This is a genomic window from Polaromonas sp. YR568, assembly GCF_943369415.1.
Taxonomy (GTDB): Bacteria; Pseudomonadota; Gammaproteobacteria; order Burkholderiales; family Burkholderiaceae_C; genus Polaromonas.
Map to the genome: position 1 here is coordinate 167,513 of NZ_CALRNF020000004.1, position 12,184 is coordinate 179,696.

Here is a 12,184-nt window from a genome sequence, read left to right on the forward strand (position 1 = left end):
GCCATGGCATTCTTCTCATTCGGTACCCCCGCACAGCGGTTCGCGAAGAAGTTCAACCGGTTGCGCGGCACCGTGTACGACACCAGCAGTATGTTCAGCGGTTCACGCATGTCGGCCGACTTGGCCGCTCTGCAGCCCCTGGCCGAAGCCGTGGGAGCCGACTCCGACGAAATGGCCGACCTGCTGTGGCTGCAGTTCGTGGTGTTCCGCAAACGCCAGCAGGACACCGAAGGCCTGCCTCTGGGCCTGCGCGCCCTGGCCATGCGCGCCGCCAAAGGCAAGCTGACCCCCACCGAGCGTTATGAACAACACTACGCCATCGGTGAGTCGGCCCTGGAGGCCAAGGAATACGACACCGCCATCGAACACCTTCAGCAGTCGGTCCACTGGGCCGCGCACGAAGGCGTCACGCTGAGCGTCGAGCAGAAGCTGGGGATGCGCGAAGAAATCGGCTACGCCCTGCACGAGGCCGGTCGCTTCGCCGAAGCGCTGGCGCACAACCGGCAACTGTTCACCGATGCGCAAGCCGCCTTCGGCTTCGGCACGGACAGGCGCATGTCCGGCGTCATCAACAACCTGGCGCAAAATGCCTACCAGCTGGGCAAACATGCCGAGGCAAAAACCTGGCTGCAACAGCGCCTGGCGCTGGGCAAGGCCCTGGAGGACACCGACATCGTGCTCGACGCCTTGTTCCAGCTCGGGGTGCTCGCGCACGAAGCACGTCGGACTGCCGAAGCACGCGCCTTCTTCCAGCAACGCGTGGACATTGCGCGCGCCGAGGACGACGAGTACCTGCTGGAGAGCGCCCAGGCCACGCTGGCCGAATTTGAAGAGCGCAAACCGCAAGGCAAGCCCCGCTGATCACCTCGCCCGGCCATACCCGACAACAACATCACCGCCCAACCGATCCAACCTTTCATCGAACGGAGCCCCCATGTCCCAAAAAATCTCCCTGACCCGCTACCTGGTGGAGCAGCAGCGCATGGACGGCCACATCCCGTCGCAGCTGCGCCTGCTGCTCGAAGTGGTGGCCCGCGCCTGCAAAAGCATCAGCCAGGCCGTCAACAAAGGCGCGCTGGGCGGCGTGCTGGGCACCGCCGGCAGCGAGAACGTGCAGGGCGAAGTGCAGAAAAAACTCGACATCATCGCCAACGAGGTGCTGATCGAGGCCAACGAATGGGGCGGCCACCTGGCGGCCATGGCCTCGGAAGAAATGGACAGCATCTACGTGGTGCCCAACCGCTACCCCCAGGGTGAATACCTGCTGCTGTTCGACCCCCTGGACGGCTCCAGCAACATCGACGTCAACGTCAGCATCGGCACCATCTTCAGCGTGCTCAAAAAGCCCGAAGGCCATGCCGGCGTCGAAGAAAAAGACTTCCTGCAGGCCGGCAACAAGCAGGTCGCGGCCGGCTACTGCGTCTACGGCCCTCAGACCACCCTGGTGCTGACGGTGGGCGACGGCGTCGCCATGTTCACGCTGGACCGCGAACAAGGCTCCTTCGTGCTGACCGAAGAAAACGTCAGGATTCCCGAGGACACCAAAGAGTTCGCCATCAACATGAGCAACATGCGGCACTGGGACGCACCGGTCAAGCGCTACATCGACGAGTGCCTGCAGGGCAAGGAAGGCCCGCGCGGCAAGGACTTCAACATGCGCTGGATCGCCTCCATGGTGGCGGACGTGCACCGCATCCTGACCCGCGGCGGCGTCTTCCTGTACCCCTGGGACAAACGCGAACCCGAAAAGGCCGGCAAGCTGCGCCTGATGTACGAGGCCAACCCCATGAGCTGGCTCATCGAACAGGCCGGCGGCGCCGCCACCAACGGCAAAGAGCGCATCCTGGACCTGCAGCCCACCAAGCTGCATGAACGCGTCAGCGTGATGCTGGGCTCCAAAAATGAGGTCGAGCGGGTGACCTCCTACCACTCCGGGCTATAATCTCGGGCTGTATTCCTAAAACGCCGGTGTAGCTCAGTCGGTAGAGCAGCTCATTCGTAATGAGAAGGTCGGGTGTTCGATTCATCTCTCCGGCACCAATGAAAGCCCCTGTTTCGCAAGAAACAGGGGCTTTTTCATGGAACCACCGCGTGACCCGATCCAGTTATGGCGACTCGGGGTTCCTGGATCAACCTTTTTCGATCAACTCCAAGGTCCGCTTTGGGCCCAAAGCAGACATCATTCGGCAAGAATCACCACGGTAACGACGCATGTCAAGTCACGTGAGTGCAGCCTGGCTTCAGTGGTCCGCGTGGCGCTTTTTTGGCAGGCCAAGCCATCAGGTTTCGAGGATGTCGGTGCGCCAGGCAACTTGGGCCCGATAAAATCGATTGCCGTCCCACAATTTGGATGCTTCGCGATTTCCGCAAGCGGAATGCAAGCGGCTTTTCGATTAATCAGCAGGTTCAGAACGGTGGACGGTTTGCCCTGCCTCTGAACAGTAATCAACGTAGTCTCGGGCGCAAGGAATTCTGGCCCCTTTGCAAGTTTCGAAATCGTCAGGCCGCCGCCCAAATCAAATGCCGGTTGAAAGCTGACGCCAAGCTTTTGAGAAATGGCGGTGAATGGTGGCCCGTCGCGCAGATCTTGGGCTTGCACGGTAAGTGCACGTTCGATGATGAATTTTTCACCGGCAATGTTGTCCTGCGCCACGACAGAAATAGGCGCTAAGAGCACGACAGTCAGCGCCGTTAAGTGGCGCGCACCCAACCACACGCAGTTCCACATTTCACATCTCCTCATGTCCGCTTCTGGCCGATAGCAGACATCTTAAGGCCGAGCTTGCTGCATGCGTACAAACATCGAGTCCAGCCGTCCTGTAGCCGATGGGAGACCTTCCGGTGTTCAATTCCATCGAAATCTGCCCCACGCAAACACTACCCTGCTTGTTTTAAAGCAGGGGAATTGAGGAGGACAGACGTGGCGACATTGGATGCCGCCAGACGTTGGGCATTGCGGGATGAGATGTCCATCCGCGAGATTTCAAGGCTTACAGCCTGGCTCGCAACACAATGAAGAAGCACCTGGGACCGGACGAGAGCGAGCCCAAGTACCCAAAGCGGGTCAGCGCCAGCAAGCGATATCCTTACGGCGAGAAGCTGGCCACCTGACTCGGAATCGAGGCAACAAAATCGCGGAAGCAGCGGCGCACTTTGAGGTTGATCCACACAGCTGAAGCCTGCCCTGCGCTCTTCGTGAACAACGGATGCTCACGGCCTGGATGGCGGCTATAACGCTCGCAAATACTCGAAAAACGCTTCGAGTTCAGTTGATTTGTCAAAAATCGCATCGGCCCCCGATTCAGCGCAAGAGCGCCGGATGTCATCAGTGGCGTAATTCGTCAGTACGACCACATGTTGATTCGGCCGTCGATCACGGCACGCCCGCAGCACGGTCAACCCATGCCCTTCTTTCAGGAATAGATCCAAGACGGCCAATTGCCAGCTGACTTTATGCTCCTCAAGCGCCTCTATTGCGCCGGCGGCCGTGTCGGCAATCGCGATAACCTCCACGTCCGCCATTTCGGCCATCGATGGAATCAGGGCATCCCGTATTGTCTTGCTGTCTTCTATGAGAATCGTCAGGATGGGCATCGACGTGTACTCATGTGAGTGTTGGTAACGGAATAGCCGCGATTTAACCCGAGATGCCTTGCTTGATTTGTAGGCCAAAGTCTTTACATGAAATAGTTCTTGCCCGTGCGTACGGCTTACGTTATTGGCGGAAAATCGAAATCTATGAACCCAGTCAAAAGTAAAGCAACCTCTCCACAAGCACCACTGGAAGATGTGGTCGAAGAAAACAAGGAAGTGGTCGAAGAGATCCGTGATGCGGCACAGGAACTCGCAGTGGTCCACGCCGTCTTGGCCACCGAAACGGTGAAGGCCAAACCCTCCGAAGATACGAAGGAAGCCGTTAAACGGACTAAAGAGGTCAAGACAAAACTGAAGGCAACCGCCTCCAAGCTGGCAGAGGCGACAGAAGTCCTTGAAAAGCACGTGTCGAAATCAGTTCAAAAGCCGTAACAAAGCGCCGGCGGTTTGCTGTCCGGCACCACCTGGAGCTGCGGCAAGACCGCGGCGCAGTTAGATCACTACCCCTTTCTTCTTGAAGTCGCCATTTGATGGCAGCAAGGCCCCGAAAGACAAAGCCTCCCCTCGCGGAGGCTTTTTTGTGTGCGCGCGATTCGATCCGTGCGCGAATCCCCGCCTCAGACGACCGCTGCAATTGAAGCTTCGGCGTTCTTCGTTGTAGCGGCAATATCGAACGCCAGCGCCCTTCATCCCCCGCGCAAAAACTGCGGCAACCGGACAACAAACCCCGCCCTTTACAAAATGCGTTACGCCGAAAGTACGCATTTCGCTTACGTCCTGTTACGATCAACCAAGCCCTGAACACAGCCCTTTGAGAGCCTGGTTTTCCAAGTCATTTGTTCAGCCCACCGCCTCCCGTGGACTAAGAACAAATGAGACAAAGCCGCTTGATCAGTTACCTGGCCCGTTGCGGCCTGACCGGCGCTTTTGCCATGGCCGCTGCAACAACAGCCCTGGCGGTCGATGAGCGTTTTGAGATCACGCGTTTCCAGGTGGAAGGCAATACCTTGTTGCCGGCAGCCGAGGTCGAGCGCCTGGTGGGCCCGCTGGCCGGGCCGCAGCGCGGTTTTGCCGATATCCAGCTGGCGGTGGAAGCCCTGCAGGAGGCCTATCGCAAGGCCGGTTACAGCACGGTGCTGGTGTCGGTGCCCGAGCAGGAACTGGCCGGCGGTGCAGTGAAGCTGCTGGTGCGGGAAACGGTGATTTCCTCGATCACCGTGACGGGCAACCAGCATTTCGACGAAGCCAACATCCGAGCCAGCCTGGTGCGGCTGCAGGTGGGCCAGGCGCCCAGCCTGGGCGCGATTTCGGAATCCATCCAGCTGGCCAATGAAAGCCCGGCCAAGCAGGTCGGCGTGTCGCTGGCCGAGGGTGACAAGCCGGGCACCATAGATGCGACGGTGACGGTCAGCGACAACAAGCCGCTGCGCATCATCACGACGCTGGACAACACGGGTTCGCCGTCCAGCGGCCGCTGGCGCACCGGCATTGCCGTGCAGCATGCCAACCTGTTCAACCGCGACCAGGTGGGCACGCTGGCCTACACGACCTCGCCGGACAGCCCTTCGGGCGTGCACCTGAACGTCTATTCGGTGGGCTACCGCATCCCGCTGTATGCCTTTGGCGACAGCATCGACTTCATCTACGGCAAATCGAGCGTCAATTCGCCGGCCACCTCCCCGGTGCTGGGCGGGCTGCTGGGCTTTACCGGCAAGGGCGACGTGTACGGCCTGCACTGGAACCACTTCCTGGGCCGCAGCGGCGAAAGCACGGCCAGGCTGGTGCTGGGCCTGGACCACAAGCAGATCGACTCTCGCTGCGAAGTGGGCGGCGTCACGGTGAGCATTGCGCCGCCGACACCGCCCATCGCGTCCTGCGTGCCTTACACCACCACGCCGCTGAGCATCACCTACAGCAGCCAGACCGAGACTGTGGACCAGATCTCCGGTTACAGCGTGGGCCTGTCGCGCAACATTGCCAGCGGCGAGCGTTACACCAACATCGACGGCCGCACGGACCGCTACTCTTACCTGACGCCGGGCAACCGCAGCACGCGCGACGGCTTCATGGCGGCGCGCGCCACGGCCTCGCTGTTCAAGGGTTTTGCCAACGGCTGGCAGGCGCGCCTGGCGGGCAATGCGCAGTACACCAACACGCCGCTGGTGTCGGGCGAGCAATTCGGCCTGGCCGGGTCGACGACGGTGCGCGGCTTCCAGGAGCGGGCGGTGGCGGCGGACAGCGGCATCGTGGCGAATGCCGAGCTGTATACGCCTGAGCTTTCCGGCAGCGTCGGCCTGCCGGGCCAGCTGCGCGCGGTGTTTTTTATGGACGCGGGCCATGGCAGCAACAACAACGTGGGTAGCAGCGGCGTGCCGGCCAGCGTGACGGTGTCCAGCATGGGCGCGGGCCTGCGTTATGTGTTCAGCCGCGACTTCAGCCTGAACGTCGACCTGGCGCGCGTAAACAACGCGGGCACCTCCACCACGGAAAAGCGGGGCGACTGGAATGCCCACCTGAGCGCCTCGCTGGCGTTCTGACAAACACAAGGCAGCCCACCATGCATTCGAACCTGCATTCCAGAAAACTTCGCCTCTCGCTGCTGGCCAGCGCCCTGCTGGTGGCCTGCGCCACGCAGGCCTTTGCCCAGGCCCTGCCGGCCGGCGCCCTGCCCACGGGCGGAAACGTCACGTCAGGGGCCGCGACCATCACGCGCAACGGCAACACGCTGAACATCAACCAGACCAGCCAGCAGGCGATTGCCAACTTTGCGAGCTTCAACGTCGGCTCGGGCGCGCTGGTCGACATACGCCAGTTGAACAGTTCGGCCGCGCTGCTGGCCCGCGTCACGGGCGGGGACCCGTCGCTGATCCAGGGGCAGATCCGGGCCGACGGCGCGCTGTGGCTGATCAACCAGGCCGGCATCATGGTGGGCCCGGGCGCGCGCATCGACGTGGCGCGTTTCATCGCCAGCTCGCTCAACGTGAGCGACGGTGATTTCCTGGCCAGCCGCATGAACTTCAAGGGCGTGGGCACGCCGGGCGAGGTGCGCAACGAAGGCATCGTCAACGCGGCCAGCGGCGGCAGCATCTACCTGGTGGGCGCCAAGGTCACCAACAACGGCAGCCTGAATGCGCCCCAGGGCGAGGTGCTGCTGGCGGCGGGGCAGACCGTGCAGCTGGTGGACACGGCTACGCCCGGTGTTTCCGTGGCCATCACCGGCACGCCGGGTGAAGCGCGCAACATGGGCCGGATCACGGCCGAAGCCGGGCGCGTAGGCCTGGCCGCGGGCCTGGTGAGCAACAGCGGCACCATCAATGCCTCCAGCGCGGTGCGGGAAGGCGGGCGCATCTTTTTGCGCGCTTCGGGCGACATCAAGACCTCGGCCACGTCGAACATCAGCGCCAACGGCACGACGGGCGGCAACGTGGTGCTGATTGCCGAAAACGCGGCGGTGATTGACGGCAATGTATCGGCCACCGGCAGCACGGGCCGCGGCGGCTATGTCGACACCTCGGGCAAAAAATCCCTGGACGTGGTCAAGGCACCGACGGTGGGCCAAGGCGGCGAATGGCATATCGACCCCTTCAACATCGAGATCGTGGCGAGCGGGCCGAATTCCGGCGCGACGGGTGAAAACGCCATCACGTCGAATGCGGCCGGTGCCCACATCAGCGCGAGCACCATCACCAATGCGCTGGACAACGGCATCAACGTGAGCATCACCACGGGCACGGGCGAGCCGGGCACAGATGTTGTGCACGGCGACATCACGGTGTCGGCCGCCATCGCCAAGACCGCCGGGGCCGATGCGGCGCTGACGCTTCGCGCCAACAACAACATCATCATCAACGCGGCCATCACCAGCACGTCGAACAAGCTGGACCTGAACCTGAACAGCAACTACCTGAACAACTACCCGGCGGACAACCACGCGGTGCAACTCAATGCCAACCTGGCGCTGAACGGCGGCGCGCTCACGGCGTCGCAAAGCGGGGGCAATGCCAACGGCACGCTGAACATCGCAGCCGGTACGACGACGCTGACGGGCGGCTCGGCCATCAACGCCGCCGCCGTCAATGTGCTGGCCGGCGGCACGCTGTCCGGCGCGGGCACCCTGACGGGAACGCTGTCGAACAACGGCACCGTGTCGCCGGGCGGCACCGGCGCCATAGGCAGGCTGACCGTGCAGGGCAACTACACGCAAGGCAGCACCGGCGTGCTCAACATCGAACTGCAGGCCGCGGACGGCTTCGACCAGCTGGCGACCAACAAGGCCAGCCTGAACGGCAAGCTCAGCATCCGCGCGATCAACGGTTTTGTGCCGGCCCTGGACTCGACGTTTGACGTGGTGACCGCGGTGGGCGACGGCAGCAGCGGCAGTTTCAGCAGCATCGATGCGCCCCAGCAGTCGAGCGCCGGCTTCCAGAGGAGCCTGGCCATCAGCTACACGGGCGCAGGCACGGCCGCTGCGCGCATTAGGGTCGACCCTCCAATACCGACACCGGTCATTTTGCCGTGGGTACCGACCCCGACACCGATACCGACGGCGACCGTTCCGGTCCCAACCATTCCGGACATCTGCACGATTGCGCCGAATTCGGCGCAGTGCCAGGTACTGTCGCCGCCGACCGCCTCGGCCCCGATCAGGCCGGTTGTCCAGGCACTGAACGACATCATCAAAACCGTGACCACCGGCAAGCCGTCTGTTCCGCAGTCTGATGACTTCACACCCGAGAAGGTCGCCGCCATGCCGGCCTCCATCCCGGCGGCCGGCAGCTCGGGATCCAGCGGCGGCGGGTCATCCGGCGGTGGCAGCAGTGGCGCGGCAGCCACCAGTTCGACACCGGACGACAGCAAGTCGGACGCGAAAAACGACGACAAAAAAGAAGAGCTGGTGGCGGTGAAATCCGGGACGGCGTCACAGAAGCCGCCTCCTAAAACCTTCTGCAACTAAGGCGCATGACATGAAGCTGCCCCTGATTTTTTCCCGCCTGTTTTCGCTGCTGGCACTGTTGGTGCTGGCCCCGCTGGTACAGGCTCAAACCCAAGCCCAGGTCGTCGGCACGGTCACCAAAGTGGCCGGCCTGACGGTGGCCAAAAACGCCGAGGGCCGCACCCGGGTGCTGGCCGAGAACTCGCCGCTGCGCCAGGGCGACACCGTGACCACCGGGCGCAACACCTTTGCCCGCCTGGAGTTTGTGGACGGCGCCGCCATGGTGCTGCAGCCCGAGTCGCTGCTGGTGCTGACGCGCTACAGCTATGACGCCGCCAGGCCCGAACTCGACAAGGTGGAGCTGGAATTGACGCAAGGCGGCTTCAGCAGCACGGCCGGCGCGCTGGCCAAACGCAGCCGCGACGCCACCGTGATCACGACCCCTGCGGGCGAGTTGCGCGGCGGTGCCAGCATGGAGGTTTCCCTCAGGCAGCCTTGAGCCGCCTGAGCAGACCCTCTTAGCCCATCACATCGCAGGAAACCCCATGAAAACATTCACCTTGAATTCGCTGGCCTTGCTGGCCGCCCTGGCCTCCACCGGAGCCCTGGCGCAGGGCGTCCTTCCACAGTCGGCCTCGCCGCGGCCCCTCGTCGCTCCCACGCTCCCACCCGGGCTGTATGTCAGCGTGACGGACGGCCAGATCGTCCTGGCCAACAAAGGCGGCACCACCAACTTCGCGGCGGGCCAGTTTGGCTACACCGCCTCGCCGACGCAGCCGCCCGTCCTGGTGCCGAAAAACCCGGCGATCCTGTTCACGCCGCCGCCGACGTTCAGCAGCTCGGCCGCCGGCAATGGCGCGGCCTCCGGCAACAAGCCCAGCGCCGTGGATTGCGTCGTTCGCTGAGCCACTGACACCGGCCGGGCCCGGACCAAGCCCCTGTTTCGCAAGGAACAGGGGCTTTTTTCATGCCCTCACGGGTCGCGCTCACCACCCATGAGTACCTGGGAACCGGCAGCCGGCCAAGGCCGTGAACCCCGACGCCGCGGGGCCAACTGCAGATGGGTTGGGCGGCGGGTTATGCACGCGACGGCGTGATGCCGGCGGAGATGAAGGCCTTGTTTGAGGCCGCGAAAGCCAACTGACGAACCGACCGGCGCGACCGGGCGGCCTGAAACGCCTTATGCGCCGGCGGCGCCGGGCGGCGGTGCCTCGTCGGGCGTGATGAAGGAGTCTTCCCACTGCACCGCGAAGTGGTGCTCGGCGTCGTCATGAACAATACCGGAGCCGGTGCTCAGTGGGTCGAAGTTGGTGAAGCGTATCTTGCGGTTGCGCTCCAGCTTGGCCTGCAGGCTGCTGCGCGCGGCGGCCATGGCGGCCATGTCCACATGCGCTGTCTGCTGCGCCTGCTTCGCGTGCTGGGTATCGGCCACCAGGGCGGCGCCGTCGGCCGCGCGCATGGTGTCGGGCACGGTGGCCATGTCATCGGCTTCATCGACCGGCATGGCCATGGGCGGCTGGCCTAGCGTGCCCGGCAGGGCCGGTTCGTCGTCGGACAGGTCGATCTCGCCAAGGAAGGCAGCGCGCACGTCTTCCAGGGTGGGGAGGTTGCTGGCGCGCACCACGGCGTAGGCGATGCCGCATTCGGCAAACAGCTTGCGTTTGAGGTCGCGGTTGCTGGCGCGCAGGCCCTGCGGGCCGGGAACGTCGAGGCAGCCGATGACGGTGCCGTCGGCGGCGCACACGGTGAAGCTGCAGTAAACGCTTTTGAGCAGCTCAAAAGACCGCTGGCCTTCGGCTTCGTTGCGCGGCGAGACAAAACGGATGACCGGGACCTTGACCAGCACGTGGTGGTCGAAAAAGGCGCGCTGCAGCCAGTGCCAGACTTCCTGCTCGGCATTGATCAGCAGGGGCCGGGCCTGCAGATGCCAGTGGCTCGGAATGCGTCTTTTCTTGCGCGCAGCGCGCGCCAGCCAGCCGTGATGGCAAGCCGCCCCCGTCGCCATTCCTGACAGTGCCGTCGCTGTCAGCGCCAACACGAAAACATCAAACATGTGTGCCTTCACTTTTTTTTCAGTTTAAACACAGCATGTTGAAGTTACAACCGTTTACGTGTGCGGGTGTTGTTGCCGCGTGTCACTGTCGGCGTGCGCGCTTTAAAACGCGACATAAGTCACACAATGGTTCGTAAAAGCAGGCAGAACCCAAGTAACCGAATAACACAAAATTACAACCCATGAGTCGCCGGCAGCGGGCTGGCCAGCACCTTGTCGATGCGTTTGCCGTCCAGGTCCAGCACTTCAAAGCGCCAGCCGGCGCATTCGACCACCTCGGCGGTCTTCAGCAGACGGCCCGAAACGCTCTGCAGCAGGCCGGCAACGGTGTTGTAGCGGCCCCGGCCTTCTTCCGGCAGGTCCCGGATGTCCAGCCTGGCCTTGAGTTCGGCCACGGGCATCACGCCGTCGATCAGCCAGCTGCCGTCCTCGCGCTCGGTGGCCCAGGCATCGACCTGGGCGCCGGGCTGCAGTTCGCCGGTGATGGCTTCCAGCATGTCCATGGGCGTCATCAGCCCCTGCACCACGCCGTATTCGTCGACGACAAACACGATGCGCGTGGAGCGCGCGCGGAACTGCTCGAGCAGTTCCATGCCGGTCAGCGTTTCCGGCACGAAGACGGCCGGCACCGCGTAAGCGCCTATGCGGTCGGCCACCGAGGGCACGGCGCCCGGGCCGCTGGCGGAAGGGACGGGCTCGATCTGGCCGCGCAGCGCCAGCAGCTTGGCGACGTTGACCACGCCCACGACGTCGTCCAGGCCGCCGCGGCACACCGGGTACCAGGAGTGGCCGGTCTCGCCGGCTTTGGCAATGGCCTGGGCGACGGTGTCGGAGGCGTCCAGCCACTCGATGTCGGAGCGCGGCAGCATCAGCGAGGTCAGCAGGCGGTCGTCGAGCAGGAACACGTTCTGCACCATCTGGTGCTCGTGCTCCTCGATCAGGCCGGCGTCCACGCCCTCTTCCAGGCTGGCGGCGATTTCTTCCTCGGTCACGGCCCGGCCGGCGCTGTTGTCGACGCGCAGCAGCTTGAGCACCGTCTGCGTGCTGAGGGACAGCAGCCGGACAAAGGGCTTGAAGCCGGTGGCCACCCACATCATGGGGCGCGAGACCAGGCGCGCGACGGTTTCCGGATAAAGCTGGCCGATGCGCTTGGGCACCAGTTCGCCGAAGACGATGGTGATGAAGGTGATGACCGTCACCACCAGCGCGGTGGCGCTGATCTCGGAGGCGCGCGGCGGCGCGCCGAAGGTCTGTATCCAGGCGGCCAGGCCGCTGCTGAAGGCCGCCTCGCCGATGATGCCGTTGAGCATGCCGATGGAGGTGATGCCCACCTGCACCGACGAGAGGAACTGCGTAGGGTTGTCCAGCAGGCCCAGCGCCGCCTGAGCGCCCTTGTCACCGGATTCCCCCATGGCCGTGAGCCGGGCCTTGCGGCTGGAGGCGAGGGCCATTTCCGACATGGCAAACACGCCGTTGAGCAGCGTCAAAAAAGCAATCAGCAAAAAGTCCATGGGGCCTGGCGCAAAATAAACACATGTCACTTTACTTCATTGGTGACATGGTTTACATATGGGAGGCAATGGCTGTGCTTTCTAGCCGGCGCG

The 12,184-nt window shown here is 63.4% G+C and carries 11 protein-coding genes and 1 tRNA gene; 8 read left to right on the forward strand and 4 right to left on the reverse strand.

Features of this window, described 5'->3' with window-relative positions:
* Positions 1 to 3: 3 nt before the first annotated feature.
* The 3 genes from ACLV74_RS04600 (at position 4) to ACLV74_RS04610 (ending at position 2,040) form a co-directional block, all read left to right on the forward strand.
* Positions 4 to 861 (forward strand): tetratricopeptide repeat protein, encoded by an 858-nt coding sequence (locus ACLV74_RS04600; protein ID WP_411878198.1) that lies wholly within the window; start codon positions 4 to 6, stop codon positions 859 to 861.
* Positions 862 to 934: 73 nt separating this feature from the next.
* The gene (locus tag ACLV74_RS04605; protein WP_411878199.1) at positions 935 to 1,942 is read left to right on the forward strand and encodes a class 1 fructose-bisphosphatase; all 1,008 of its coding nucleotides are present in this window, start codon (positions 935 to 937) and stop codon (positions 1,940 to 1,942) included.
* 22 nt (positions 1,943 to 1,964) lie between these two features.
* Positions 1,965 to 2,040, forward strand: a tRNA-Thr gene (locus ACLV74_RS04610).
* A 139-nt stretch (positions 2,041 to 2,179) separates the two neighbouring features.
* Here the strand turns inward: ACLV74_RS04610 and ACLV74_RS04615 are convergent.
* Both ACLV74_RS04615 and ACLV74_RS04620 read right to left on the reverse strand, forming a co-directional pair.
* Positions 2,180 to 2,728: a hypothetical protein gene (locus ACLV74_RS04615; RefSeq protein ID WP_411878200.1), complete on the reverse strand. Its 549-nt coding sequence runs from the start codon at positions 2,726 to 2,728 to the stop codon at positions 2,180 to 2,182.
* Positions 2,729 to 3,228: 500 nt separating this feature from the next.
* Positions 3,229 to 3,594 carry a response regulator transcription factor gene (locus ACLV74_RS04620; protein WP_411878201.1) on the reverse strand — a complete coding sequence of 122 codons (366 nt, stop codon included), beginning with the start codon at positions 3,592 to 3,594 and terminating at the stop codon, positions 3,229 to 3,231.
* Between the two features lie 144 nt (positions 3,595 to 3,738).
* Between ACLV74_RS04620 and ACLV74_RS04625 the strand changes: the two genes are divergently transcribed.
* From ACLV74_RS04625 to ACLV74_RS04645, 5 genes are all read left to right on the forward strand, one after another.
* On the forward strand, positions 3,739 to 4,026 hold the full coding sequence (locus ACLV74_RS04625; RefSeq protein ID WP_411878202.1) for a hypothetical protein: 288 nt from the start codon (positions 3,739 to 3,741) through the stop codon (positions 4,024 to 4,026).
* A gap of 440 nt (positions 4,027 to 4,466) precedes the next feature.
* Entirely contained in the window at positions 4,467 to 6,131 is a 1,665-nt protein-coding gene (locus ACLV74_RS04630) for a ShlB/FhaC/HecB family hemolysin secretion/activation protein (RefSeq protein ID WP_411878203.1), read from the forward strand.
* 20 nt (positions 6,132 to 6,151) lie between these two features.
* Positions 6,152 to 8,548: a filamentous hemagglutinin N-terminal domain-containing protein gene (locus ACLV74_RS04635; protein ID WP_411878204.1), complete on the forward strand. Its 2,397-nt coding sequence runs from the start codon at positions 6,152 to 6,154 to the stop codon at positions 8,546 to 8,548.
* A gap of 10 nt (positions 8,549 to 8,558) precedes the next feature.
* The gene (locus ACLV74_RS04640; protein ID WP_411878205.1) at positions 8,559 to 9,026 is read left to right on the forward strand and encodes a hypothetical protein; all 468 of its coding nucleotides are present in this window, start codon (positions 8,559 to 8,561) and stop codon (positions 9,024 to 9,026) included.
* Positions 9,027 to 9,072: 46 nt separating this feature from the next.
* On the forward strand, positions 9,073 to 9,432 hold the full coding sequence (locus tag ACLV74_RS04645; protein WP_411878206.1) for a hypothetical protein: 360 nt from the start codon (positions 9,073 to 9,075) through the stop codon (positions 9,430 to 9,432).
* A gap of 275 nt (positions 9,433 to 9,707) precedes the next feature.
* Here the strand turns inward: ACLV74_RS04645 and ACLV74_RS04650 are convergent, their stop codons facing one another.
* Together ACLV74_RS04650 and ACLV74_RS04655 are read right to left on the reverse strand one after the other, a co-directional pair.
* Positions 9,708 to 10,580 (reverse strand): DUF2726 domain-containing protein, encoded by an 873-nt coding sequence (locus tag ACLV74_RS04650; protein ID WP_411878207.1) that lies wholly within the window; start codon positions 10,578 to 10,580, stop codon positions 9,708 to 9,710.
* Between the two features lie 173 nt (positions 10,581 to 10,753).
* Positions 10,754 to 12,091 carry a hemolysin family protein gene (locus tag ACLV74_RS04655; protein ID WP_411878208.1) on the reverse strand — a complete coding sequence of 446 codons (1,338 nt, stop codon included), beginning with the start codon at positions 12,089 to 12,091 and terminating at the stop codon, positions 10,754 to 10,756.
* Positions 12,092 to 12,184: the final 93 nt, after the last annotated feature.